Consider the following 24,752-nt stretch of genomic DNA (forward strand, 5'->3'; position numbering starts at 1 on the left):
GAATTGCGCGCCGCGGCTGGATGCCGGATCAAGTCCGGCATGACGGCAAAGGGCTACCGTGCCGGGATGGCCTTCAGATAGGCGGCGATCGCATTGCGGTCTTCGGCCGTCAGATGCGCCATGTTCTGCTGCACCTTGACCATGGAGCCGCCGACGCTGTCGAATTCCGGGGTGAAGCCGGTTTCCAGATAGTTGGCAATATCGGCCGCCTCCCAGCTTCCGACGCTCTGCGAGCCGGGGGTGATATCGGGAATGCGGCCCTCGCCTTCGGGATTGGGACCACCGGCCAGCCATTTACCATCGAGAAAACCGCCAAGCGCATTGCGCGGCGTGTGACATTCGCCACAATGGCCCGGGCCTTCCACCAGATATTGGCCGCGCAGCAATTCGGCATTGGCATCGGCAAGCTCGACGCGGGGTGGCGCGGATGTATCGAAATAGAGGAATTTCCAGCCGCCCAATGCCATGCGCATGTTGAAGGGGAACGGCAGTTCGTGATCCGGCGCGTCATTCTGGCTGGCGGGCAGAACCCGCAGATAACCGAAGAGGTCGTTGATGTCCTTCTGCGTCATGCGGGCATAGGAGGCGTAAGGGAAGGACGGGTAGAGATGTTCGCCGTTCTTGCCGACGCCGCGCGTCATCGCATCGCCGAATTCCGAAAGCGTCCAGCCGCCAATGCCATGCTGCGGATCGGAGGAAATATTAGGCACATGGAAGGTGCCGAAGGGGCTTTTCAACGCTTGCCCGCCCGAAAGCGTCAAAAGCGCATCGCCCTTGGCATCTGGTGCCGCATGGCAACTTGCGCAGCCACCCGCCCAGAACAGCGTTTCGCCATTGGCAAGGTCCGGCTCGCCAAGGCTCACCCAGTGGCTGGGTGCCTGACGCACAGGCGCGGTCACCCAGGCGAAAATGCCGAAACCGGCAATGGCCGCCACCGCGATCCCGCCCGCGAGCTTCGTCCAAATGGAGGCCATGACCCCTCTCCCCATTATCACCTGATGAGATCAGGCGTCATTCCCGCTGAAAAAAACGCCGCCGGGAAGCGGCGTTCTTATTAGGATCACTTCTTCAGACGGTAGGTCTGGTGGCACGCACCACAATCGGCACCGAGGGTCTGCATGGCGGCGGTGACGCCTGCCTGATCGGCGGGAAGGCTGGCGAGGACCTTGTCCGCATCGGCACCGAGCTTGGCGGCCTTGGACTTGAAGTCATCGAAATTTTCCCAGATCGCGGGTGCCGCAGCACTGCCGGTCTCGCTGCCCGGGGGAAACTGGTCGGGGAAAGCCTTGGCGTTGGTGCTGATGGTCGTCACGGCAGCCTTTACGGCTTCGGCGTCATAAGGCTTCTGGCCCTTGGAGATGGCAGCAAGCGCCCCCATGGAGCCGCCGATCTGCTTCATCATGCCTTCACGTTTTTCGACTTCGCCGGCAGCGTAGACCGCTCCGGCGCAAAGACAGCCGAAAAGCATGGCCGCCGCGATGGTTTTCAGTTTCATACACTCTCTCCTTGATTCCGGCAGATGCCGAACGCGCGATAACGGCGCGAGGATGCCCTTTCCGCATGGCGAAAAGAAGTCACATTGCAGTGAATTTCCCCAAGAAAACAGAAGTCTAGGAGAGTGCTTCCCAAAGCGTAACCAGGGCTGCGGCAATCAGCATGAAACCGGCGGCGCGGCCGATGAAAATCGTCGCGGCAGGCGAGGAAACGAGCCATACCCGGCTTTTATCCGCCGTCAGCGCCAGAGCGCCATAGACCGTGAACTGCGTGATGGCCACCATCGCGCCCATTACCAGCCCCTGCATCCAGATTGGACCATAGTCGGGTTTGAGGAATTGCGGATAGATCGCCATCATGAAGAGATAGGCTTTCGGATTGGAAAGGCAGGTGAGCACGGCCCGCCAGAACGCCTTTCTGACAGAGGCGCTCGCCTGCGCCTCATCGCCATTGACGGTGATAGCGCTGCGCATCAGGCCGACGCCGATCCAGACCATGTAAGCGGCGCCGGCGACCAGCAGCGGCAGGAACAGCGACGGCATCCAGGCGGCAAGCATGCCGACGCCCAACGCACCGTAAAGTGAATGCACCATGCCGCCGGCGCTCATGCCGCTTGCGGCGGAAAGCCCGGTTCTTTTGCCACCCGTCAACGCACTTGCCAGCACGAACAGCATATCCATGCCCGGCAGGATGATGATGCCGAACAGGACCAGAAAGAAAAGCCAGAGATTTTCGGCGTAACTCATGTCAGTATCTCCCAAAACAGTTTGCGACACATTCGGGAAAACTCATGTTTCTCAATGTGTTTTGCTGCTTATAGGAAAATCCAACTGACAGCGTTGTGTCAGTTGCGTTGGGAAACCACCGGGAAAAACGGCAATGCGCAAGGCATCGAGACTGTTCGAGATCATCCAGATCCTGCGGGTGGCGCGCAGGCCGATCACCGCGCAGACCATTGCCGAGGCACTGGAGGTCACGGTGCGCTCGGTCTATCGCGATATTTCGGCCCTTCAGACCATGCGCGTACCGATCGAAGGCGAACGCGGCGTCGGTTACATCCTGCGTCCCGGCTTCAACCTGCCGCCGCTGATGTTCTCCATCGAGGAGACGGAGGCGATCGTGCTTGCGCTCGCCATGGTCGCGCGCACGGGCGATACCGAATTGCGGCAGGCGGCCAAAAAGGTCAGCGACAAGATTGCCGCATCCCTGCCCGAACCCCTGTCGAAAACCCTGTCGGCCAATGCCCTGCACGCCTGGGGCAGCATCGCGCCCTCACCCGCCGGCGTCGATCTTGCCATGGTCAGGCGGGCGGTGCGCGACGAGGAGCGGTTGGACATAACCTATGGCGATGAAACCGGCACCGAGACCCGGCGACAGATCCGGCCCATCGCCACGATCTATTATTCGGAGACGACCAATATCGTCGCCTGGTGCGAACTCAGGCAAGCGATCCGCAATTTCCGCTCCGACCGCGTTCTGACCTGCAAGACAACCGGCAGCTTTTTCAAGATGGAAGGCGAAAGGTTGCGGCAATTGTGGATGAGCGGCTGGCAGAGCAATCAGCTTGGGACTTCGGAACGAACGACGAATCAAGCCGGCGCGTAAAAGCAACTGATTTAGCGCGTCTTTCAACCTTCGTTCTGTGTCGGGGCCCCCGTCTCAACCGTCATTCCTGTGACAGGGACAGTAATGACGGTTGAGAGGGTGGTGCTGACTTCAAAGCACGGCAGCGTTATGCCGCAAATGCTCAAGCACCCTATCCTCCTCCCGCCCGAAACCGCGGATGACGATTCGGTCGGCAAACACATCGGCAATGGCGAAGGTGTTCTGGTCGGGCGTATCCACCATGCCCTTAAAGTTGACGAAGTGAGTGTTGCCCTGCACCCCGTAATTGCCCTCATGATTATGGCCGCTGAACCATGCGACGACCGAAGGGTGTACATCCAGAAGATCGAGGATTCGAGGCGCGTCCCACATATTATGGGCGTTGTTCGGATAGACCGGATAGTGGCAGAGAATGACCACTTTTTCACCCGCCGCATCCGCCTTTTGCAGAACGGTCCGCAGCCATTCGAACTGTTCGTCGCTGAGCGACGCATTCCAGTCCTGCGCATTGATCGCACCCACCTCTTGCAGGCGCTTCAGACGCTCTTGCGCCAGCGTGCGGCGCGGATCGCCGGGCGGCGGGGCAAACAGGCTGACCTCGTTGCCGTCAAGCACCACGAAACGTATTTCGCCGATGGTGAAATCGTGCCAGGGCGACGCCATTCCGAGGCGGGCATGGATGGCGGACAAGTGTTCGGCGGCAACGGCGAAATCGTGATTTCCCGGCAGCATCACCGAAGGGTGGCGAAGCTGCTCGTAGACGCCAAGGATCGCATCGAAATTTTCAAAACCGCGATCGATGATATCGCCCAGCGTTACCACGAAGGCCAGTTCCTCGCGATTGAAGGCGTCGATCGCTTCGCCAAGCTTTTTCGGGCTTTCGGCATAATACCGGCCCATATCCGGGCGGGGTTCGGCATCGGCATATTGGGGATCGGCAACGATGCCGAATGAGAAGAGCGGTGTGGTTTTTTCAGTCATGATGCGCCGCGATAAACCGGGCGGATGACAGGCTTGTGACAAATGGGAGCGACACGCTGGATTGTCGACCTCAAAAGCAGAACACCCGGCCTTTGGGGGCCGGGTGTTCAAAAAATTACAATCCGCAAAACTTACTTGGAAGCGGCTTCGTAACGCTCCAGGACGTAGTCCCAGTTGATGAGGTTGTCGACGAAGGCTTCGAGGTACTTCGGACGCAGGTTGCGGTAGTCGATGTAGTAGGAGTGTTCCCATACGTCGACGCCGAGGATCGGTTCTGCGCCATGAACCAGCGGATTTTCGCCGTTCGGGGTCTTGGAGATTTCGAGCTTGCCGTTCTTGACGGAAACCCATGCCCAGCCCGAGCCGAACTGCGTGGTGCCGGCAGCGATGAAATCAGCCTTGAACTTGTCGTAACCGCCGAGATCGGAGGCGAATGCCTGTTCCAGCTTGCCCGGCAGCTTGTTGCCGCCGCCGTCCTTCTTCAGCCACTTCCAGAAATGGACGTGGTTGTAATGCTGGGCAGCATTGTTGAAGAGACCAGCATTGGTGCCAAAGGACTTCTTCACGACTTCCTCAAGCGAAAGGTCGGAAAGACCGGCTTCCGCCGCCAGCTTGTTGCCGTTGTCGACATATGCCTTGTGGTGCTTGTCGTGATGGAACTCGAGCGTCTCGCGCGACATGTATGGTGCAAGCGCGTCGTAGTCGTAGGGGAGTTCAGGAAGTTCGAAGGCCATGGTTTTTACTCCTTTTTGCAGCGGGTTACCGCTCCTAGAAACCGTGTGAGCGGACCATAGGAGCGAACCTCTGTTTGGGCAACCTGTGAAATATCAAAATGTTCCGACAAAAGAGAAAATTCCTCTCAAGCCAGCCGCCACCACATTTGTTTCACAACCCTGGCGTACTGTTTTCCACCCTATCGGTTCGCTTTTGATGAAATTGCAGGAAGGAAATTCCATGACCCGCCCCATTATCCATCGCGCGTTGCTTTTCGCCGCCTTCTCCTCGCTGGCGCTACCCGCCGTCGCATCGTCTGACGATGCCTGGAAGGAATTCTTGGCGGATGTGCAGACGGCGTGCCTTGGCGCCGGCAAAGACATGATCGAGGACGCCAAGGTGGTGGTCGATCCGGTGGGCAGCGAGAATTATGGTCTCGCCGTCCTCACCGGCAAGGCCAAGGGCGCGGATGCGACGATCAGCCATATCTGCGTTTACGACAAGAAGACCAAGGCCGTCGAACTCGGCAGCGAGCTTGCCGGCGATACGCTGAAGGTTGAAATCCCTGGTTCCACCAAGCCCTGAGGTTTCAGAAACGGGGCGTGGTGTCGCCATCGCCCAGCGCGCGCTGCATCAGCACCGTGTCCAGCCACTGGCCGTGTTTCCAGCCGATGGACTTGAATGTGCCTACATGCTCGAAACCGGCGGCGCGGTGCACACCGATGGAGGCGGCGTTGGCGCTATCGCCGATGACCGCAATCATTTGCCGGAAGCCGCGCGAAGTCGCATCCTCGATCAGCGCATCGAGCAGCTTGCGGCCAATTCCCATGCCCTTCATGGCCGGATCGATATAAACGGAATTCTCCACAGCAGCACCATAGGCCGGGCGCGGACGATAGGCGCCGGCATAGGCATATCCGGCTACCTTTCCGTCGATTTCGGCGACGAGATAGGAGTAGTTGCCTTCTACCAGCAGTCGGCGGCGCTCAAGCATCATATCCACGCTTGGCGGATCGATCTCGAAGCTGGCGCGGCCATGCAGCACGGCATCCCGGTAGATTTCGGTAATGGCTGGAATATCCGCCTCCTCGCAAGGGCGGATGGTAAGGCTGGAAATTGTGGGAAGGGTCATTCTCGTGTCCTGTGGTCATTCACGGCATTATTGTGCATTGCGGCTCAGTCAAAATAAAGATTATCTGTCTTATACAAACGATAAGGTTTTCTTTGATGATGGACCTCGATCTGCGGCAGGTCCGCAGCTTCATGGATGTCGCCGATCTCGGCAGCTTTTCCGCCGCAGCCGACAAGGCGGGGCTGACGCAGCCGGCCATCAGCCTGCACATCCGGCTGCTGGAAAAGCAGCTCGGTGTGCGTCTGATCGAACGGGTCGGCAGGCGCGCGCAGCCGACGGCGGCGGGCCGGGACTTTCTCATCCATGCAAGACGGATTGCGGAAGAAGTGGCGCATGCCATCGATACCGTAGCCCCTCATCGCAGCGGCGTGACGGGACGCCTGCGCATCGGCACGGGCGCCACCGCCTGCATCTATCTTCTGCCGCCAGTGCTGGGCAAAATCCGCCAGGTGATGCCGGGGATAGACATCGTCGTGCAGACCGGCAATACCCACGATATACTGAGGCTTCTCGAAGCCAATACGATCGATGCGGCGGTGGTGGCCCTGCCGGCCAGCGGCCGCAGCCTCGATATCAGCGACATCCATCTCGATGAACTGGTTGCGGTTTTCCCGCATGGCACCATCAGCGACGCAACAATCCTGAATGCCGAGACGCTTTCGACACAGCCATTGCTGCTTTACGAGGGCGGCAATACGCGCAAGCTCGTGGATCAATGGTTTTCGGCAAGCGGCCGCACCGTGCAACCCGCCATGGAACTGGGCAGCGTCGAGGCCATCAAGAAACTGGCGGGCGCAGGCCTTGGCCTTGCCATCGTGCCACGCATGGCGATGGAGCATGAAGATGCTCCATCGGGCCTTGAATGGCGCTCGCTCGAGCCGCCGCTCGAACGGTGGATCGCCCTTGCCCTCAGACGCGACAAGCACATGACCGCGCCACTAAGGGCGCTCGCTGCTGCATTGCCAAACCTGCAGAAACGATGAAGCCCGCGTCGGTTTCGGACGCGGGCTTCGATCTGTTGATGCTTGCGACTTTTTTATATCGTCATGCCGGATTGGATCCGGCATCCAGCCACGGCGCCTCTGCGCCGTGAGAAGAGTCGTACGCGATCAGAGACTTGATCGCGCTGGACCCCGGAGCCAAAGGCAATCTCGTCCTCAGAACTCGGTCCAGTCATCACCCTTCACGGCCAGCGCGGCATTGCCACGCGAAGCAGTGACCGGGCGGGATCTGGACGGCTGGGAGACGGGTGCACGTGCGGGGCTTGCCTCACGCATGTGCCTTGCCGTCTCGCGCAATGCGGAAGTCTGCTGACCGAGCTGGAATTGCGCCAACAAAGCCTGGAGATTGGCACATTCCTGCGCAAGACCCGCACCGGCCGCATTCATTTCCTCAACCATCGCGGCGTTCTGCTGCGTAGCCTGATCCATGTGGTTGACGGCGGTGTTGACCTCGGAGAGACCGGCGGACTGTTCCTGCGCCGCGGTGGCGATGGCGTCCATATGGGTGTTGACGGACAGTACGAGCTGCTCGATCTCGGAAAGTCCGACGCCAGTATCGGCGACAAGCTTCACGCCCTCACCCACCGCAACGGCTGACGTGTTGATGAGCTGCTTGATTTCCTTGGCGGCCTTGGCGGAACGCTGGGCCAGTTCGCGCACTTCCTGTGCAACGACTGCAAAACCCTTGCCCGCATCGCCAGCCCGCGCCGCCTCGACGCCCGCATTCAGCGCCAGAAGGTTGGTCTGGAAGGCGATTTCGTCAATAACACCGATGATCTGGCCGATCTGGCGCGAGGAATGCTCGATGCGTTCCATGGCGGAAACGGCATCGCGCACCACCTTGCCGGAAAGATCGGCCTTTGCCCTTGCCTCACGCACCGTGTCGCGCGCATCGCTTGCCCGCTTGGAGGTGGCCGAAACATTGGCGGTGATCTCTTCCAGCGCGGCAGCGGTCTCTTCCAGAGAGGCAGCCTGCTGCTCCGTGCGGCGGGAAAGATCGTCCGATGCCGACGAAACCTCGTGAGCGCCGCCATTTACCGTCTGCACGGACTGGCCGACACTTGTCAGCGCTTCGCGCAGTTGAACGACGGAGCTGTTGAAATCGTGCCGCAGCGCCTCGAATTGCGGTGCGAACGGCGTGGCGATCTCGCAGACCATATCGCCGGAAGCGAGACGGCGAAGACCGCCCGCCAGCGAACCCGTGGCCTGATTGAGCCGTTCTTCGGCCTCGGCCTCGGCGCGCTGCTGCAACTCGATACGGTCCCGCTCGGCCCGCTCGCGGTTGGCCAGGGCTTCGGATTCCAGCTGCCTGTTGCGGATTGCCGCCTCGCGGAAGATTTCCACCGCGCGGGCCATCTCGCCGATCTCGTCGCCGCGTTTTGCGCCGGCGACATCGATCGAAAGATTGCCGCCCGAAAGCTCCATCATCGCGTTGGTCAGGCGGCTAATCGGCCGGGTGACGCGGCCGACGATGACGGCAAGCGAGAGGATACAGAGCGCCAGCGTCGCGATGAAGACGACGAGATAGATCATCGCATCGATGAAGGCGTCCTGTTTGGCCTGTGCGGCATTTGCGTCCAGAACATCCATGGCGGCAGAAGCGATTTTCGCGATCGTGCCGAGGTTTTCGGTGACGGTGGTGCGCCAGCTGTCCATGGTGAAGGCAGGCGTGCGACCATTCATGAGATCGTCGATGAGCTTGGCGCGATGCGTGCTGAAATCGCCCTTGAAGTAAGTCTTGTCCGCCGTGGCGTAGATATCCTTGAGCGATTGCGGCGTCGATTCATGCGTAACCAGATCGCCGGTCGCTTTCCAGGCGAAAGCCGCACCGGCATCGAATGCGCCGAGCTGCTGCATCTCCTGCGCCGTCAGTGGACGGTTCTGGGCAACGGCAGCGTTGAGAATGACGGTGGCGCTGCCGCCAAGGGCACGGGCAGACCAGCCGTAGGAGCGCAACTGGATCAAACCGGTCTGACCCTGATCTAGAGAGCGAACAGTGCCTTCAAGCGCCGTCGAGCCCGCCTCGAGCGAGGCGAGGAAATCGCCGCCGAGCGCCATGACCGTCTTGTCGAGCCCGCCTTCGCGCCGGTCAAGCGGCAGCGAAACGTTGGCGTCAACCTTCTTTCGCAATTCGACGAACTGCGCGTAGACATCTTTAACGCGCTTCAGCGGTGCCTGAAGCTGCGTGTCTTCAAGCGACGAAGACTGCGTGAGGAATGCCGTCATGGCAGCATCCACCTTCTGGCGTGCGGCCTGCACGCTGGCGACGCTGCCCGTCGATTTCGACGGATCGAGCGTCAGTGCCGTGGCGCTGTCGCCGCGTTCACTGCGGAAATTCAAAAGAGCGTTGAAAAGAAGCTTGTCGAGCGAGACGAGTTGCGCAACCTCTGAAAAGGTGCCGGCGCGATTGGCCGACCGCCACAACTCGTTTCCGACCAAACCGGCCAGCGCGAGGCTGATGGTAAGAAAAAATCCTACAAGTACATTACGAATGCTGAAAGACATCTGGCGGCCCTCGTTAGCCGGAAGGGAAGATGCTGCAAACTACGTGTGGTTTGTCTAAAATTGGATTAAATTCCCCTCAGTTTTCGCGGGAAAATACTGCACTGCAAAAACAAAAGGCCACGGCAAGTCGAACGCCTGCCATGGCCCTGATCGAAATACCTGTCAGCTTTGCCCACCAGACAGAAAATCACATTCGATTTTCGTCCGTAACGATGCGCAGATTAAAGAGAGTCGGAGCGTCCGGCAGGACGCACGGCGCTCTAGACGTCTGCGCCGAGACGTGCCCAATCCATGTAAAGATCGAGCGCCTTGCGGGCGACCGGGCCTGCCTGCAATGCGCGGTCATCCAGTTTCACAACAGGGGAAACCTTGGAATAATTGCCCGAGCAGAAGATTTCATCGGCCCCGCGGAAATCCTCGACCGACAGGGTCGCTTCGCGCACTTCGAAACCGGCCTGGCGCAGAAGGCCCATCACCCGCGAACGGGTGATGCCGGCAAGGAAGGTGCGGTTCGGAACCGGGGTGAAGACGACGCCGTCCTTGACCATGAAGACGTTGGACGATGCCGATTCAGCGACATTGCCGTTCATGTCGCACATCAGGGCGTTGTCGAAACCGCGTGCACGGGCTTCCAGAATGGCGCGGCCGCTATTGGGGTAAAGGCTACCGGCCTTGGCATCCGTCATCGCGGTTTCCGGTGAAGGACGGCGCAGCGGTGAGACGGTGAGTGTCAGCGATGCGCCGGCATTCATCGGCGCTTCGAAAAGGCACAGCGCAAAACGGGTGGAATTGGCATCGGGCGCGACGACGCTGCCCGGCGAACCGTGTTCTGCCCAATACATCGGCTTGATGTAGATTTCAGTCTTGCCGTCGAATTTATTGACGCCTTCCAGCGCCAATGCCTCGATCTCTTCCGCCGTCATGGTCGGCTTCATGCCCATGTTAATGGCCGAGCGGTTGACGCGCTGGCAATGCAGATCGAGATCGGGAGCCACGCCATCGAACCAGCGCGCGCCGTCAAACACCGTGGAGGCCAGCCACATGGCATGCGAGGTCGGGCCGATGAGCGGCGGATTGCCGGGCAGCCATTGACCATCAACATAGGTCCAGGTGGTTGATCGGGGTGCGGTATCGACGGTCATGACTGTCTCCTGTCTTGAGCATCTCCGCCTTTCTGCAAAAAGCGAAAGAGCTCCATCTTTTTCGTCCTGCCACATTGCCGCACGCAAAACCGCTTCGCACTTTTGCTGGCAATGCTCTGAAATCGGCGGGAGTGAATGCCTCTGACCGGGTGAGGTCAAGTTTTAATTGCCACCATGTCTTATTTTGATGGAAAATAACAAATGCATGCCCTGACAAAGACGTTTTGTGAGGCGAAACAAAAGGTTGATGAATAGATCCATCACAATAATTCATGCATTGGATGATGGCGGGGGGATTTCGCCCATGCGATGCTGGCAGTCTGACGGCGCTTGCAACGCCCCTTACCATTCTTGTTCGCCGATCCGAATGCAACACGTCAGCAGGAGAAAATCATGGCATGGTCCGCCCAGCAATATCTGAAATTTGAAGACGAGCGGACACGCCCGGCAAGGGATCTTCTGGCGCAGGTGCCGCTGGAGCGCGTGCTGAACGGTTACGATCTGGGCTGCGGCCCGGGCAATTCCACCGAGCTTTTGACCGATCGTTACGGCGTTAACGTCATCACCGGCATCGACAGCGACGACGACATGCTGGAAAAGGCGGCGGACCGGCTGCCCAACACCCGTTTCGGCAAGGCCGATCTCGGCAACTGGCGGCCCAGCCAGAAGGCGGACCTGCTTTATGCAAATGCGGTGTTCCAATGGGTGCCGGATCATCTTGCCGTTCTTTCGCAGCTGATGGACCAGCTGGAAAGCGGCGGCGTTCTTGCCGTGCAGATGCCTGACAATCTGCAGGAGCCGACACATCGCGCCATGGAGGAAACGGGAGCAGACGGCCCCTGGAAGGACAAGTTTGCGGATGGCAAATTACGCCGCAAACCCCTGCCCGCGCCATCAGCCTATTTCGATGCGCTGACACCGAAATTCGCGCGGGTGGATGTGTGGCACACCATCTACAACCACCCCATGAAGGATGCGGAAAGCATTGTGGAATGGGTGAAGGGCACGGGTCTGCGCCCCTATCTTGCCGCCGCCGGCGCGGAACACCGCGAGGCCTTCCTCAACGACTATACCAGGCGCATCGCAGCCGCCTATCCGCCCATGGCAGACGGCCGGCTGCTGTTGCGTTTTCCGCGCCTGTTCGTGGTGGCGGTGAAGAAGTAGCGTAGTTTTCGCCTCCCCTCATTCCTGTGCCTGTCACAGGAATCCAGCCAGCCCAAGTCCTTGGGCTGAAAAGGCTCTCTCGCCGCGCAGACGCGCGGCGGCTGGATTCCTGTGACCAGCACAGGGATGAGGAGAGCTTAGAGTACGACATGGCTACGACACTATTTAGCCAATCGGCCTCAACGCATTATCTCTAACCCGCGAAGGCGTAGACCCTCAGACGATGGCCGTCGGGGTCGGCCGCAGTGAATGTGTAGCCGAAGTCCATCGTGCCGGGCTGCTGCAAAATGGCGATGCCCTTTGTCTTCCAGTCGGCGAAGGCTTCATCCACCTGCGCATCACTTTCGACGCGGAAGGCAAGCTCGCCGCCACCGCCCGTTAACGATGCCTTCGGCTCCACCGTATGCCTCGACCAGAGGCCGAGCTTCATGCCGTTTTGAAGCACGAAGAGGGAGAATGTCGGAGAGGCTTCGACCGGCTCTGCGCCGAGCAGGGCTTTATAAAATTCCGTGCTGGCCGGCGGGTTGTCGACGTAGATAATGGTGAAATCGGGGTGGGTCATGGCTGTTCTCCTTGAGTTGCGGATGAACAGGTTCTAGCCTCCCGTGCTGTCAGTTTTTGTCAGCATGATTTTGTTGCCGTCGCTTTTTTTCCCGCTCGCGCCACTCCTTCAGCAGGGACTGGCGGCGGCGGGGATAACGCTTGTCTAGAGGGTTGAAGCTCTCGATGCGGTCGGCCCGGAAACTGCGGAAATCCTGCCGCGTCTCGCACCATGCCAGCACCACCCGCACCAGATCGAAAAAAGCGAGCGCGAAGGGCCAGATCACCCGCTCCGTCAATTCTCCCTTCTCGTCGCGATAGGTCATCACGACCTTGCTCTCCTTGCGAATAATATCCCGAATGGCGGCGAGATCGACGTGGATGGTGGCCATGGCCTGCCCGGGGCCGACAAGCAGGGTGGAATTATCGAGCTCCTCACGCAGGGCATCGGGCAAAACGGCGGCGATCTTGACGAGTGCTGCGCGGGCGGCCTGCGCCAACCCCTCATCGGCACGGCCCGCGACCCATCGCGACCCGAGCACAAGCGCCTCGATCTCCTGCTGCGAAAACATCAGCGGCGGCAGCAAAAAACCGGGACGCAGCACATAACCCACACCCGCCTCACCCTCGATGTCAGCACCCTGCGCCTGAAGCGTTGCTATATCGCGGTAAAGCGTGCGCAGGCTGACGCCGGTTTGCGCGGCCAGCGCCGTACCGCTGACCGGCATGCGGTGGGCGCGCAGGATCTGCAACAGATCAAGAAGCCGTTGTGAGCGCGACACGCGTGGTTCCTCCACATTCCGATCATGCCATCTACGACGTTTCACCATCGACTGGTAGCCTCGCGCACAGCGCCTCGCAATGGCGAGACGCTTGAAACCAATGGCGCGGACACCAGTTAATAAAAGACCGCTTCCCCATCCGGCAGTCCTTGCCGGCCATGTTTGCAATAAACAGGAGAGACATGCATGTATGACGTCAACGCGAATGGCGCGAACATTCCCGCCCTCGGTTTCGGCACCTTCCGCATTCCGGAAGAGGATATCAGGCGCATTTTGCCGGAGGCGCTGAAACTCGGTTTCCGCCATGTCGATACGGCCCAGATCTACAAGAATGAAGGTGCGGTTGGCGAAGTGATCGCAAAGTCCGGCATTTCCCGGCACGATATTTTTCTGACCACAAAGGTCTGGGTGGACCGCTACCGCCACGCTGATTTTCTCGCCTCCGTCGATGAAAGCCTGCAAAAGCTGAAGACGGATTATGTCGATCTCCTGCTGCTGCACTGGCCGAAAAGCGATGTGCCGCTGGCGGAAAGGATCGGCGCGCTGAACGACGTGCGCAAGGCCGGAAAGGTGCGCAATATCGGCATTTCCAACTTCAACGTGGCGCTGACGGAAGAGGCGGTCAAACTCTCCGACACTCCGCTTGCCACCAACCAGATCGAATACCATCCCTATCTGGACCAGACGAAGGTGATTGCGGCCGCGCGCAAACACGGGCTTTCGGTCACTGCCTATTATCTGATGGCGGATGGCAAGGTGCCCGACGATTCGGTTCTGAAGGATATTGGTGCGAGGCACGGCAAGACGGCCGCACAGGTGGCGCTGCGCTGGGCGGTGCAGCAGCCGGATGTCGTGGCGCTTTCCAAGACCGCAACCGAAAGCCGCCTCAAGGAGAATTTCGACATTTTCGATTTTGCGCTCTCGGAAGAGGAAATGCAGGCGATCCACGCGCTTGCCAAACCCGATGGCCGCATCGTCAACCCCGGTCACCTCGCGCCCGACTGGGACGATTGACTGCGTTGAGCCCGGTCCGGTCTCACCGCTGCGTCAACGCCAGTTTCGCCCCGAGCGCCACAAACGCGGCGGCGAAACTGCGTCTCAGCCAGTTGAGCACGGCCGGGCGTGCCACAACCTGCCGCCTGACCGAGGCGGCAAAACAGCCGTAAAGCGCAAAGACCAGAAACGTCATGACCATGAAGATCAGCCCGAGATCGACCATGCGCCACGTCGGAGAAACCTCCTCCGGCGCGATGAATTGCGGCAGGAAAGCAAAAAAGAAGATCGACAGTTTCGGGTTCAGGAGATTGATGAGGATAGCCTCACCGATGACCCGCCCTGCCTTGCGGTGCTCCTGCTTGTCGTCGATCTTCAGCGCCCCATCTTCCCGAAGCGTGTTCCACGCCATGTAGAGCAGGTAGGCGACACCCAGATATTTGATCACGCCGAAGGCAAGGGCGCTCGCGTGCAGAATGGCGGCAAGTCCGGTGATGGCGGCCAGCAGATGCGGCACGATGCCGAGCGTGCAGCCGAAAGCCGCGACGACGCTCGCCTTCGACCCTTGGGACAGGCCGGCGGCCAGCGTGTAAACCACGCCTGTTCCGGGAGAAGCGGCGATGATCAGGGATGTGATGAGGAATTCGGGCGTCATGGATTCTGCAAGTCCTGTTGAACGGAGGACAGGAGCATGACTGTGTCCGGCGCGGGGGTCTTGGATGAAATTGCAGCGTTGAGGCTTGGAGGCTCGCGTCTGTAGCCCTATTACCCCAACCTGCGCTACGAAACCGCCGCCCTATACGCCGCAGGCGTCACTCCGAACTGTCGCACGAAAAACCTGTTCAAATGGCTCTGGTCGGAGAAACCGGCGAAAAACGCCACCTCGGCGGGCGGTGCGCCTTTGGCCAGTGCACCCCGTGCCAGATGCAGGCGTCGCTGCAAAAGGTAGCTGTGCGGCGTCAGCCCCGTGGTCTTGCTGAAGGATCGCAGGAAGCGGAACTGGCTCATGCCGGCCTCCTGCGCCAGATCGGTTAGGCGCAATGGCCGGGCAGGATCGTCATCGATCCTGCTTTTCGCCCGTCTTATGCTATCGGGCGCTGCCGTCTCGCGTGGTGTTGCCACCGTTTCCATTGCACCCACGAGCAGCATAAGGAGGGTCTCGTCGCAGCGAAGGGTGTCACCCGGGCGATCAGTTGCCGTCACGGCTGAAAAAAGCGCACGGAACCGGTCCGCCAGAGGCCTGGTGTCGACCGGATAGGCGAATTCGAAAAAGCCGTGATCCTTTTCGATGATATCGGCAATGGCGGCCTGCACGATATCGATGTCGAGATAGATCATCCGCCAGGCGCGCCCGCCCTCTCCCAGCGGAATACCGTCATGAACCTCACCCGGATTGACGGTGATGACATGGCCGGCTTCAGCCTCCACCATGCCGCGCCCGCTCAGCGATTTCTGCGCGCCGCGCTCCACAAGGCCGATGCCGAACTGGTCGTGCATGTGACGTGGAAAAGAGCGGTCGCTATCCGCAACCACGGCAGCAATACCGGGCATGGCGGTTTTCGGCATGAGGAATTGACGGCTGCCCATGAAAAGCTGGCGCTCCCTTTAAAGAGCGCCACGCTATCACACGCGATGCGTCCGAGACAGGGCCGGGCCTTTACGGATGCATGCCGTTGACCATCGAAAACACCTGATCGAAATTGCCGTTCTGCGCGGCGAAACGCAGCGGCTTGCAGCGTTCCACAACCACTTCTTTCTCATCCGGGCGACCGCCGAGAATGTCCATCACTTCCGAAATGAAGGCCTCGAGCGGCATGGCTCTTTCGTCGCTTGCCTGGCCTTCCCCCATCAGCGTCGTCTGCACATAGGGCGGCACGATTTCGATAACCTCAACCGAGGTTTCTTTCAGTTGTTCGCGAAGTGCGACCGAGTAGGCATGGATGGCCGATTTGGTGGCGCTGTAGGTTGGGGTGACCACCATGGGCACGAAGGCCAAGCCGGAGGATACCGTCAGCACTGTCGCTTCAGGCTGCTTGAGGAAATGCGGCAGCAACGCCGCCGTCAGGCGAATGGGCGCCAGAAGGTTGGTGGCGATGGTTTCCTCCGCCGTGTCCAGATAGTCCGGGGCCGAGGCGATGTCCTCCGGCCGCATGATGCCGGCATTGTTGATGACGGCGTTGAGCGTCGGATGTGTCTTGATGAGATTGTCGGCGAAAGAGCGGATGCCTTCGGCGTCGGTCGCGTCCATGACCATCGCGGCCATGCCGGGATTGGCGGCCGTTACCTCATCCAGCACATTCTGGCGGCGGCCGGAAATGACGACCTTGTTGCCCAGCCGGTGAAACGCTTCCGCCAGCGCCCGGCCGATGCCGGAGCCGCCACCGGTGATGAGAATGGTGTTGCCTGTCGTTTTCATCGAAAAATCCTTTGCCTGTTGGATGACGGGAAATTAGCGGCTATACTCTCCATTCGTAAGTAGGCACCCAAAAGAATTATACTTACCCAAAGGAGAGTGTAAGATGAAACGGTATGCCGCCGATCCCATGATCGAGAACAGGCGCAAGTCTCCGCCGCCCACGGAAACCGATCCGGTCATCGAGGCGCTGGTTGAGGATATCATCGCGAAAGTGGCGGACAAATGGACGATGCTGATCCTTGAGGTGCTGGAAGAGCATGGCACGCTTCGCTTTACGCAGATCGGCAGGCTGGTCGGCACCATAAGCCAGAAGATGCTGACGAAAACGCTGAGGCAGATGGAAAGCGACGGACTGGTGCGCCGCACCGTGCACCCCGTCATTCCACCGCATGTGGATTATGGCCTCACGTCTCTCGGAGAGACCCTTGGCAGCGCCTTTTGCGGCGTGTGGATATGGGCGGAAACCCACCATGCGGAAATAGAAGAGGCGCGGCGCCGGTTCAATGAACAGCCGCCGCGCCCCGCTATCGAATAAAATGTCGCCTTACGCGAACTGGCTGAGGCCCGGAACCGAAGCGATCACCTGATCGACAGTCTCATCGCCCGCGTGCTGGCGAGCAACGGCGATGGTTTCCTTGGCGAGCGTGGTGATTTCGCTCATGCCGATGCCCTGGCTCATCAGTTGCTGGCCGAGACCCATGATGCCGCCGCCGCCGATCGCGCTCATCAATCCGCCCAGCAGACCGCCGCCACCAGCGCCCTCGCTATTATACTGTGCCACGAGATCGCTGGCACCCGGAATGGCTTCGATCATGCGGGCGATCGGACCATCTGCCGCCTCGCGCTGGAGAAAACCCAGAATCATGCCAACAGCCTTTTCGGCCAGCGCAGGGTCTATGCCCGCCTTTGCGGCGATCTGGTCAACGACTTCGTTCATTCTTGCCTCCTGTTGAAAAACGACGCCAACACCGAATAACTGACGTTAACGTCAACGTAAAACAATCTCATGCCGCATTCAAGCGGGCGGCGGGCGGGTGCGACAACTTTCATGAAGCGGTTTTTCTTCATCGCCATCAAGCAGTTGTTGCGCCTTGAAACTGTCCTTATAAGATCATCACAACCATACTATGAAAAGGCCGCTTTGGCAGTAGCGGCCAGAGGGTGCCGTAAAAGTTCAATTCGGACATGACCATCTTCAAATCGATCGCGATTTAAGGGGCATGCATCAGTCGCAGGAGAAAATGGTCGATGTTGCAGGACGGACAGATCTATATCGGGACCAGCCGCAATCCGGACGACAGCCTGAACAAGGGTGAATATCTGGAGCTGAAATTCGGCAACCGCCACGGCCTGATCACCGGCGCAACGGGCACGGGCAAGACCGTAACCCTGCAGGTTCTTGCCGAAGGTTTCTCGCAAGCCGGCGTTCCCGTTTTCTGCGCCGATATCAAGGGCGACCTTTCCGGCATCGCCGCGCAGGGCGAAGCCAAGGACTGGGTACAGAAACGTGCCGAACAGATCGGTTTCACGGATTTTTCCTATGGCAAATCGCCGGTGATCTTCTGGGATCTCTACGGTGAAAAAGGCCATCGCGTGCGCGCCACCATTGCCGAAATGGGCCCGCTGCTGCTGGCGCGACTGATGGATGCTTCAGAAGCCCAGGAAGGCGTGCTCAACATTGCCTTCAAGATCGCCGATCAGGGCGGGTTGCCGCTGCTCGATCTCAAAGACCTGCAATCGCTGCTGAACTACATGGGCGAGAATGCAAGTGCGCTGTCCAGCCAGTTCGGCCTGATTTCCAAGACCTCTGTCGGTTCGCTGCAACGCGGGCTGCTGGTTCTCGAACAGCAGGGTGCCGCAAACTTCTTCGGCGAGCCGGCGCTGAATATTGCCGACATCATGCGCGTCGGCACGGACGGGCGTGGCACGGTTTCGGTTCTCGCCGCCGACAAGCTGATGATGAACCCGCGCCTTTACGCCACCTTCCTGTTGTGGATGCTCTCGGAGCTCTTCGAGGAACTGCCGGAAGTGGGCGACCCGGAAAAGCCGCGTCTGGTGTTCTTTTTCGATGAGGCGCATCTGCTGTTTAACGATGCGCCAAGGGTGCTCGTCGAGCGCGTGGAGCAGGTGGTGCGGCTTATCCGCTCCAAGGGTGTGGGCGTCTACTTCGTGACGCAGAACCCGCTGGACGTGCCGGAAACCGTTCTTGCCCAGCTGGGCAACCGCGTGCAGCATGCGCTTCGCGCCTATACGCCGCGCGAGCAGAAGGCTGTGCGCACCGCAGCCGATACGTTCCGCCAGAACCCCGCCTTCAACACAGCCGACATCATCACCACGCTCGGTACGGGCGAGGCTCTGATTTCGACCCTGCATGACAAGGGCGCGCCCTCCATCGTCGAGCGCACCCTTGTGCGGCCGCCCTCGGGCCGCGTCGGGCCGCTCACCGATGCCGAGCGCAAATTGCTGATGGATACCGGCCCGCTTGCCGGTCAATACGACAGGGATGTGGACCGGGAATCGGCCTTTGAAATCCTCAACGCACGCGCCCAGAAGGCTGCGGAAGCCGAAGCCGCCAAGCGCGCGGAAGAGGAAAATGCCTCCAGCCAGTCCGACAGTGCCTCGGGACGCTGGCGCCTGCCCGGTTTCGGCGACGAGGAACCCACAAAGGCCTCCACCACCGGCGCCCGCAAGACGAGCGGTTATCAGCGCGAAACCGTGATCGAGGCGGCAATGAAAAGTGCCGCCCGCTCGGTTGCCACATCCGTGGGCCGCGCCATCGTGCGCGGCATACTGGGAAGCCTGAAGCGTTAAAACAGATAATCCGCCCGGCCTCGATCAGCCGGACGGATTTTTTCCTGTTAGCGTGACGGTTCACGGCTCGCGATAGAAAATCATGCCGCCGTGGTAGAGCACATCATCGATGAACTCGCCATCGGCGGTAAAGCCAGTATCATCCCAATAGTCGATATGGTTGCCCCTCACCTCGTAACGCCCCTGATAGGCGCTTTTGCGTTGGCCGCGCGCCTCGTCGTAGCGGCCATCAGGCAAAAGCTCCTGACGGATATGGCCGTCGCCGGTGACCCACATGCCGATATAGGGGTGGCTTTCGGTCTGGGCCATCTTGTCCATATTCCCTTTCACGGCACGCTCCTCCTGATGGTGGCCGGTATCGGCGGCGGCCGTTGCGAGTACAAGGGCAAGCGATGTCGAAACAATCTTCATTGGCCCGATCCTCCCTATGCGGCGGTCGGGCGGACGACGATTTCATTGACGTCCACGTCGTCGGGTTGTTCGATGGCATAGCGGACTGCGCGGCCAATGGCGTCCGGCTTCAATGCTATGGCCCGGTAGCTTTGCATCAGCTCCGCAGCGGCCGGATCGGTGATGGTGTGGGCGAGTTCGCTTTCCACCACGCCGGGGTGAATGCAGGTGACACGCAGGTCGCGGTTTTCCTGTCGCAGCCCGTCCGAAATCGCCCGCACCGCAAATTTCGTCGCGCAATAAACGGCAGCCGTGGGCGAAACGGCCAGTGCGCCGATGGAAGCGATGTTGATGATGTGGCCGGATGCGCGGGCGGTCATCTCAGGCAGAACGGCGGCGACGCCATAAAGCACGCCCTTGATGTTGACGTCGATCATGCGGTCCCATTCATCGACTTTGAGGGACGACATCAACGAAAGCGGCATGATGCCGGCATTGTTGACGATGACGTCGATCCGTCCGAACGCCTTGCGTCCCGCCTCGGCAAAATCCTCGACACTCTGCCTTTCCGTGACATTAAGGGGATGGACGACAACCTCAGCGCCCGTTTGGCGCAGTTCGTCGGCCAAAGCCTGCAAACGGTCCATGCGGCGCGCACCCAGAACCAGTTTCGCGCCTGCAGCGGCAAGTTCTCTGGCGATACCCTCACCTATCCCGCTCGACGCACCTGTTATGAGAATAACTTTTTTCAATGTCATGGCTTTCTCCTTGGCTTTACGGCCCGCTTTTTCGAGAGGAGGCCGTTGCAGGAAAGATAAAGCTTTGCCATTGTCGTGATAATTACCTCAATGATAACCTCCATGGATAGATTTACTAACCAATGAATGTTGATCTCAACGCGCTTTCCACCTTCTGCATGGTTGCCGAGGAACGCAATTTTCGGGCTACGGCGGACAGGCTCGGCGTAACACGGTCAGCCGTCAGCCAGACCATCCGCAGGCTTGAAGAAACGATGGGGATAGCGCTCGTTCAGCGCACAACGCGCAGCGTCAGCCTGACGGAAGCGGGGAAACAGCTTTACGCCGATGTTTCGCCATCTATCGGCAACCTCATGCAAGCGACACAGGCCGCCTCTTCCCTGAGTGGAATGCCTCGGGGGCAATTGCGGCTTGCCGTTTCCTCGATAGCGGAGCGCTTCTTGTCCGGGCCATTGCTGGCGCGCTTTGCTGAAATCCATCCGGAAGTGCAACTCGATATTGTCGTGACGGACGAGGAATTCGATATCGTCGCCGAACACTACGATGCCGGCGTGCGTCTGGGGGAGCTGATCGCGCAGGATATGATTGCCGTTCCGGTTTCCGGGCCGCAGCGGCAGCTCGCTGTCTGTTCCCCGCAATATCGAGATCGCGTCACCTTACCGACGCAGCCGCGCGAACTGATCCATCACAAATGTATCGGCTGGCGCCCTCGTCCGGACGTTGCGCCATATCGGTGGGAATTTGCCGAAAACGGCCGGGAATTCGCGGTCGCGGTGCAGCCGGACTTCACCACCAACGACATGCAGTTGATGATAAAGCTGGCCTGTGCCGGCGCCGGCATCACATTCGGCATGGAAGAGACCTTCCGTCCCTACCTGGAGAGCGGCCAGCTTGTTTCCATGCTGGAGGACCATTCTCCGACTTTTGCGGGTTTTTATCTCTATTATCCGAATCGACGTCATCTTGCGCCGAAGCTCCGCGCCTTTATCGATCACGTTCGGCTACCGAGAAACCGGTAGTCTGCCGGAGTAGCCTCCGGCAGATCGGTATATCAGCCCAAGAAGGTTTACTTCTTCTGCGACAGGAGCGAGAAGAATGCGCCCTGCGGGTCCTGGCAATTGACGATCCAGCTCTCGCCGGGAACCTCCATCGGGCCGTTGACGACCTTGCCGCCACCGGTGCTGACCCGGGTGATGGCTTCATCGATGCCGTCGACGTTGAAATAATAACCCCAATAACAGGTGGGCGCACCCGCCATGCATTTCATCATGCCGCCGACGACCTTGCCGTTATGGGCGAAGATGCGATACGGGCCCATTTCTGCGCCCATGTCAAAATCATGGTCCTTGGTCCAGCCGAAGACCTCACCGTAAAAGGCTATGGCGTCGTCGACATTGTTGGTGGCGAGTTCGTACCAGCCGACGTGACCCGGCAGGTTCTGCGTCTCCTGCGGAAAACCGCCGGTTTCCATCGGCAGCGGCGTCATGATGCACAGAACCGCACCGGAAGGATCAGCCACCACGGCGAAACGACCGATCTCCGGGATATCCTGCGGCGGACGCCTGACCGAACCGCCCTTTTCCGCGAAAAGTTTTGCCGTGGCGTCCACATCGTCAACGCCGACATAACCGGTCCAGTTGGGAGGAATGCCCTGGCCCTTGTGTTCTTCGGTCAGTTCCATGATGCCGCCCATGCCTTTGCCATCGGCTTCCAGCACCAGATAGGGCATTTCCGGCGAACCGAAATCCTTGGTCTGCCAGCCGGCGACATGACCATAGAAGCGGGCACCCTGCTCCATGTCAGGCGTCATCAGTTCAACCCATATGAATTTTCCGTGTGTATCGGACATTGAATCTCTCCGGGGTTATGGCGTCATTTCTCTGGCGATCGGCCGCCGCAGGACGCGGCGGCGCATTATTCGGCGTGATCGGGCAAATTCCGGCGGGGCGTCACGCCTTGCGCTGGAACTCCGATGTCATGAAGGTCTTGAAACTGCCATCCGGCTGCCGGACGCTGCCGGAAAAGCTGCGGTTATTGTCGTCGTGCAGCACCAGCACGTCGCGATAGGTATCGATGCGGCCGGAACCATCAAAGGCCGGTCCTTCCGCTTCGAGTGTCAGGGTCTTGCCGTCGTCTTCCAGCCAGCCCTTGTAGACCCAGAGATTGGTCATCATCGACCCCACCCAGGTGCCGACGAAATGGCCCTTGGCAGGGTCGAAACCCACGGTGATGACAGCCGTCATCTCCGTCCCGTCAGGCATCTTGCCGGTGCCGTGCCCGATGATCCACAGCCCGCCGATGGAGCTGACGGTTTCGGTGAACCGCTGGGCGGGATCATCGGGATCGTATCCCTCATGGCCGGAACTGGCGGTCATGACCCAGTCGCCAACGATCCTGCCCAGGAACGCGTGTTCCTTCTGCGGCTTGGCATTTTCCATTGTCGTCTCCTCCTCCTCGTCCTATTTCAGTGGCAGCAAGACGCGGCCTTGGGCTCGTCCTCGTACTGGTCGTGCCGGCGCACCCAATCCATTACACCGTCTTCATTACGGCCTTTTGGCACCAGATCGAGCAGCATCAATGTACCGAGCGTCTCTTCCATGCCGCGGGCATAGGCGGAATAGCTATGGTAAATCCTGCCGTCCTCGCCCTTGGCGAAAATGCTGACGCCGTGCAGGTCCTTCAGGTCGCCCATCGGCTCGATCTCACGGTAATTGTAGGTGATCGCCCCGCTCTCGATATCCTCATCACGGAAGGAGGCCTGATAATCATAGTTGAAGTCGCTGCCGTTGGCCGAGACCCAAGGGAATTTCCAGCCCATGCGTTTTTTATAGGCCTCGATCTTTTCGAGCGGTGCGCGCGAGACCGCAACGAAACCCGCATCGCCGTGCTTCAGGTGAACCATCGCACCATCGACATGGTCGGCGAAAAAGGAACAGCCGGTGCAGCCCTCCTCCCAGTCGGGTGCCAGCATGAAGTGGTATACGATGAGCTGGCTGCAATTGCCGAAGAGTTCCTTCAGCGATTTCGGGCCTGAAGGCGCGTCGAAAATATAATCTTTCGTCACCTCTTCCCATGGCAATGCGCGGCGCGCCTCGTTCAGCCTGTCGCGCGCGCGGGTCAATTCCTTTTCCTTCACCAGCAGATCGCGGCGGGCCGCAAGCCACTCCTCATTAGAAACGACGGGATGAGACATGATCTTTCCTCCTTGGATCCGTCTTTCACCACGGCACCGCTCCGCTTCCATGGTGGGCGCCGCCTGTGTCTGCATTGAAAGCCAGGAAAACCAGCAGCAAGGCGACAGGTTCCGCTTGACTAATTACGTTGATATCAACATATATAGTCCATGTCAAACGCCAGCGTGATTCCTTTTTCGGCAACTCTTTTAGTGCGGGACTCCTGTCTTTGCCTGCATGCGCAACGTGCAGCGCGGGCGCTGGCGCGGCTGTTCGATAACGCATTGAAGCCCGTGGGCATCAACAACGGCCAATTTTCCCTGCTGATGTCGCTCAACCGGCCGGAGCCGCCGCCGATGGGGCCGGTTGCCAATCTTCTGGCCATGGACCGCACGACGCTGACGGCAGCGCTGAAGCCACTGGAGCGGCGTGGGCTGGTCAGTATCGAGCAGGACCCAAAGGACAAGCGCGGCAAGCGGCTGCGGCTGACGGTGGAAGGCATGGCCGTACTCACCGCCGCCTTCCCCATCTGGCAACAGACCCACGCCGAAATCGAGGCCCGCATCGGCAGCGGCGACCCCGACCGGCTGCGCCGCGACCTCATTGATCTCGGCTGACGGGAAAAGCGGCATATTGCCACTTTTACCCGTGAAAATGTCATCTACCCGTCGTGCCGGACGGTGAAACTAACGAGGAAGACGCAACAAGGGAGGAAACCATGCGTGTTATCGTTTTTGTAAAGGCCACCCGCAGCAGCGAGGATGGCATAATGCCGACCACCGAACTGATGGAAGCCATGGGCAAGTTCAACGAGGAACTGGTCAATGCCGGCATCATGCTTTCCGGTGATGGCCTCCACCCTTCCTCCAAAGGCAAGAGAGTTGTTTTCGACGGTGACAGCCGTAGCGTGATCGACGGCCCCTTCCCGCACACCAACGAGCTGGTTGCCGGCTTTTGGCTCTGGAAGGTGAAGGACATGGATGAGGCCGTGGAGTGGGTGAAGCGTTGCCCCAACCCGATGCTGGAGCGCAGCGAAATCGAAATCCGCCCGATGTTCGAAATGGAGGATTTCGGCGACGCGGTGACACCTGAAATGGCCGAACATGTGGAAAAACTGCGCGAGCGCGTGGCAAAACAGTAAGGACGCCGCG

The 24,752-nt window shown here is 59.6% G+C and carries 29 protein-coding genes; 10 read left to right on the forward strand and 19 right to left on the reverse strand.

The annotated features are described in order from the left end of the window. Positions 1-53: 53 nt before the first annotated feature. From ACQZ45_RS04940 to ACQZ45_RS04950, 3 genes are all read right to left on the reverse strand, one after another. Complete coding sequence (locus tag ACQZ45_RS04940) at positions 54-974, reverse strand: c-type cytochrome (protein ID WP_003511962.1); 921 nt, start codon at positions 972-974, stop codon at positions 54-56. Positions 975-1,060: 86 nt separating this feature from the next. Beyond that, positions 1,061-1,495 (reverse strand): c-type cytochrome, encoded by a 435-nt coding sequence (locus ACQZ45_RS04945; RefSeq protein WP_025592760.1) that lies wholly within the window; start codon positions 1,493-1,495, stop codon positions 1,061-1,063. 115 nt (positions 1,496-1,610) lie between these two features. Beyond that, a complete protein-coding gene (locus tag ACQZ45_RS04950) occupies positions 1,611-2,240 on the reverse strand; it encodes a LysE family translocator (RefSeq protein WP_113291414.1) in 630 nt (209 codons plus the stop codon). A gap of 133 nt (positions 2,241-2,373) precedes the next feature. On the opposite strand from ACQZ45_RS04950, the gene ACQZ45_RS04955 reads away from it, so the two are divergent. Continuing rightward, positions 2,374-3,099, forward strand: coding sequence for a helix-turn-helix transcriptional regulator (locus ACQZ45_RS04955; protein ID WP_038490252.1), 726 nt, complete (start codon positions 2,374-2,376; stop codon positions 3,097-3,099). Positions 3,100-3,210: 111 nt separating this feature from the next. On the opposite strand, the gene ACQZ45_RS04960 is transcribed toward ACQZ45_RS04955, so the two are convergent. Together ACQZ45_RS04960 and ACQZ45_RS04965 are read right to left on the reverse strand one after the other, a co-directional pair. Continuing rightward, positions 3,211-4,080 (reverse strand): metallophosphoesterase, encoded by an 870-nt coding sequence (locus tag ACQZ45_RS04960; protein ID WP_113291413.1) that lies wholly within the window; start codon positions 4,078-4,080, stop codon positions 3,211-3,213. A gap of 131 nt (positions 4,081-4,211) precedes the next feature. Next, on the reverse strand, positions 4,212-4,814 hold the full coding sequence (locus ACQZ45_RS04965) for a superoxide dismutase (RefSeq protein ID WP_003511955.1): 603 nt from the start codon (positions 4,812-4,814) through the stop codon (positions 4,212-4,214). A 220-nt stretch (positions 4,815-5,034) separates the two neighbouring features. Between ACQZ45_RS04965 and ACQZ45_RS04970 the strand changes: the two genes are divergently transcribed. Beyond that, positions 5,035-5,379, forward strand: coding sequence for a hypothetical protein (locus ACQZ45_RS04970; protein WP_448742188.1), 345 nt, complete (start codon positions 5,035-5,037; stop codon positions 5,377-5,379). A gap of 4 nt (positions 5,380-5,383) precedes the next feature. On the opposite strand, the gene ACQZ45_RS04975 is transcribed toward ACQZ45_RS04970, so the two are convergent. Further along, positions 5,384-5,926 (reverse strand): GNAT family N-acetyltransferase, encoded by a 543-nt coding sequence (locus tag ACQZ45_RS04975; protein WP_003511952.1) that lies wholly within the window; start codon positions 5,924-5,926, stop codon positions 5,384-5,386. Between the two features lie 95 nt (positions 5,927-6,021). Between ACQZ45_RS04975 and ACQZ45_RS04980 the strand changes: the two genes are divergently transcribed. Further along, positions 6,022-6,909 carry a LysR family transcriptional regulator gene (locus ACQZ45_RS04980; protein ID WP_080799134.1) on the forward strand — a complete coding sequence of 296 codons (888 nt, stop codon included), beginning with the start codon at positions 6,022-6,024 and terminating at the stop codon, positions 6,907-6,909. A gap of 174 nt (positions 6,910-7,083) precedes the next feature. Here the strand turns inward: ACQZ45_RS04980 and ACQZ45_RS04985 are convergent, their stop codons facing one another. After that, a complete protein-coding gene (locus tag ACQZ45_RS04985; protein ID WP_448742189.1) occupies positions 7,084-9,432 on the reverse strand; it encodes a methyl-accepting chemotaxis protein in 2,349 nt (782 codons plus the stop codon). Positions 9,433-9,692: 260 nt separating this feature from the next. Then, positions 9,693-10,574 carry a branched-chain amino acid aminotransferase gene (locus ACQZ45_RS04990; protein ID WP_065688097.1) on the reverse strand — a complete coding sequence of 294 codons (882 nt, stop codon included), beginning with the start codon at positions 10,572-10,574 and terminating at the stop codon, positions 9,693-9,695. Positions 10,575-10,967: 393 nt separating this feature from the next. Here ACQZ45_RS04990 and tam point away from each other — a divergent pair, with 393 nt between their 5' ends. Continuing rightward, a complete protein-coding gene (gene tam, locus ACQZ45_RS04995) occupies positions 10,968-11,738 on the forward strand; it encodes a trans-aconitate 2-methyltransferase (RefSeq protein WP_448742190.1) in 771 nt (256 codons plus the stop codon). Positions 11,739-11,931: 193 nt separating this feature from the next. Here tam and ACQZ45_RS05000 read toward each other — a convergent pair whose 3' ends face one another. Both ACQZ45_RS05000 and ACQZ45_RS05005 read right to left on the reverse strand, forming a co-directional pair. Beyond that, positions 11,932-12,300, reverse strand: a complete 369-nt coding sequence (locus ACQZ45_RS05000; protein WP_113291411.1) for a VOC family protein — start codon at positions 12,298-12,300, stop codon at positions 11,932-11,934. A 49-nt stretch (positions 12,301-12,349) separates the two neighbouring features. Then, positions 12,350-13,060: a helix-turn-helix transcriptional regulator gene (locus tag ACQZ45_RS05005; RefSeq protein ID WP_003511941.1), complete on the reverse strand. Its 711-nt coding sequence runs from the start codon at positions 13,058-13,060 to the stop codon at positions 12,350-12,352. Positions 13,061-13,246: 186 nt separating this feature from the next. On the opposite strand from ACQZ45_RS05005, the gene ACQZ45_RS05010 reads away from it, so the two are divergent. After that, entirely contained in the window at positions 13,247-14,074 is an 828-nt protein-coding gene (locus tag ACQZ45_RS05010; RefSeq protein WP_013635670.1) for an aldo/keto reductase, read from the forward strand. Between the two features lie 22 nt (positions 14,075-14,096). Here ACQZ45_RS05010 and ACQZ45_RS05015 read toward each other — a convergent pair whose 3' ends face one another. From ACQZ45_RS05015 to ACQZ45_RS05025, 3 genes are all read right to left on the reverse strand, one after another. Next, positions 14,097-14,708, reverse strand: a complete 612-nt coding sequence (locus ACQZ45_RS05015; protein ID WP_111798919.1) for a LysE family translocator — start codon at positions 14,706-14,708, stop codon at positions 14,097-14,099. Positions 14,709-14,833: 125 nt separating this feature from the next. After that, positions 14,834-15,640: an AraC family transcriptional regulator gene (locus tag ACQZ45_RS05020; RefSeq protein ID WP_113291410.1), complete on the reverse strand. Its 807-nt coding sequence runs from the start codon at positions 15,638-15,640 to the stop codon at positions 14,834-14,836. Between the two features lie 70 nt (positions 15,641-15,710). Next, entirely contained in the window at positions 15,711-16,469 is a 759-nt protein-coding gene (locus ACQZ45_RS05025) for an SDR family oxidoreductase (RefSeq protein ID WP_013635667.1), read from the reverse strand. A 103-nt stretch (positions 16,470-16,572) separates the two neighbouring features. On the opposite strand from ACQZ45_RS05025, the gene ACQZ45_RS05030 reads away from it, so the two are divergent. Next, positions 16,573-17,004, forward strand: coding sequence for a winged helix-turn-helix transcriptional regulator (locus ACQZ45_RS05030; RefSeq protein WP_013635666.1), 432 nt, complete (start codon positions 16,573-16,575; stop codon positions 17,002-17,004). A gap of 9 nt (positions 17,005-17,013) precedes the next feature. On the opposite strand, the gene ACQZ45_RS05035 is transcribed toward ACQZ45_RS05030, so the two are convergent. Then, positions 17,014-17,406, reverse strand: a complete 393-nt coding sequence (locus ACQZ45_RS05035) for a hypothetical protein (RefSeq protein ID WP_448742191.1) — start codon at positions 17,404-17,406, stop codon at positions 17,014-17,016. A gap of 311 nt (positions 17,407-17,717) precedes the next feature. Between ACQZ45_RS05035 and ACQZ45_RS05040 the strand changes: the two genes are divergently transcribed. Further along, positions 17,718-19,280: a helicase HerA-like C-terminal domain-containing protein gene (locus ACQZ45_RS05040; RefSeq protein ID WP_025592733.1), complete on the forward strand. Its 1,563-nt coding sequence runs from the start codon at positions 17,718-17,720 to the stop codon at positions 19,278-19,280. Positions 19,281-19,340: 60 nt separating this feature from the next. Here ACQZ45_RS05040 and ACQZ45_RS05045 read toward each other — a convergent pair whose 3' ends face one another. Both ACQZ45_RS05045 and ACQZ45_RS05050 read right to left on the reverse strand, forming a co-directional pair. Next, positions 19,341-19,691 carry an Atu4866 domain-containing protein gene (locus ACQZ45_RS05045; protein ID WP_162731169.1) on the reverse strand — a complete coding sequence of 117 codons (351 nt, stop codon included), beginning with the start codon at positions 19,689-19,691 and terminating at the stop codon, positions 19,341-19,343. Between the two features lie 14 nt (positions 19,692-19,705). After that, entirely contained in the window at positions 19,706-20,428 is a 723-nt protein-coding gene (locus ACQZ45_RS05050; RefSeq protein WP_113291409.1) for an SDR family oxidoreductase, read from the reverse strand. Positions 20,429-20,550: 122 nt separating this feature from the next. Between ACQZ45_RS05050 and ACQZ45_RS05055 the strand changes: the two genes are divergently transcribed. Further along, the gene (locus ACQZ45_RS05055) at positions 20,551-21,447 is read left to right on the forward strand and encodes a LysR family transcriptional regulator (protein WP_113291408.1); all 897 of its coding nucleotides are present in this window, start codon (positions 20,551-20,553) and stop codon (positions 21,445-21,447) included. Positions 21,448-21,494: 47 nt separating this feature from the next. Here ACQZ45_RS05055 and ACQZ45_RS05060 read toward each other — a convergent pair whose 3' ends face one another. The 3 genes from ACQZ45_RS05060 to ACQZ45_RS05070 all read right to left on the reverse strand — a co-directional run bounded on the left by ACQZ45_RS05060 (position 21,495) and on the right by ACQZ45_RS05070 (position 23,621). After that, complete coding sequence (locus ACQZ45_RS05060; RefSeq protein WP_113291407.1) at positions 21,495-22,277, reverse strand: VOC family protein; 783 nt, start codon at positions 22,275-22,277, stop codon at positions 21,495-21,497. 100 nt (positions 22,278-22,377) lie between these two features. Beyond that, the gene (locus ACQZ45_RS05065) at positions 22,378-22,866 is read right to left on the reverse strand and encodes a DUF1579 domain-containing protein (protein WP_003511919.1); all 489 of its coding nucleotides are present in this window, start codon (positions 22,864-22,866) and stop codon (positions 22,378-22,380) included. 26 nt (positions 22,867-22,892) lie between these two features. Continuing rightward, a complete protein-coding gene (locus ACQZ45_RS05070) occupies positions 22,893-23,621 on the reverse strand; it encodes a DUF899 domain-containing protein (RefSeq protein WP_025592728.1) in 729 nt (242 codons plus the stop codon). 150 nt (positions 23,622-23,771) lie between these two features. Here ACQZ45_RS05070 and ACQZ45_RS05075 point away from each other — a divergent pair, with 150 nt between their 5' ends. After that, positions 23,772-24,218, forward strand: a complete 447-nt coding sequence (locus ACQZ45_RS05075; protein WP_013635660.1) for a MarR family winged helix-turn-helix transcriptional regulator — start codon at positions 23,772-23,774, stop codon at positions 24,216-24,218. Between the two features lie 101 nt (positions 24,219-24,319). Then, complete coding sequence (locus tag ACQZ45_RS05080) at positions 24,320-24,742, forward strand: YciI family protein (RefSeq protein ID WP_003511914.1); 423 nt, start codon at positions 24,320-24,322, stop codon at positions 24,740-24,742. The last annotated feature ends 10 nt before the right edge of the window (positions 24,743-24,752 follow it).

It is taken from the genome of Agrobacterium sp. 16-2014-1-2a (genome assembly GCF_053522705.1).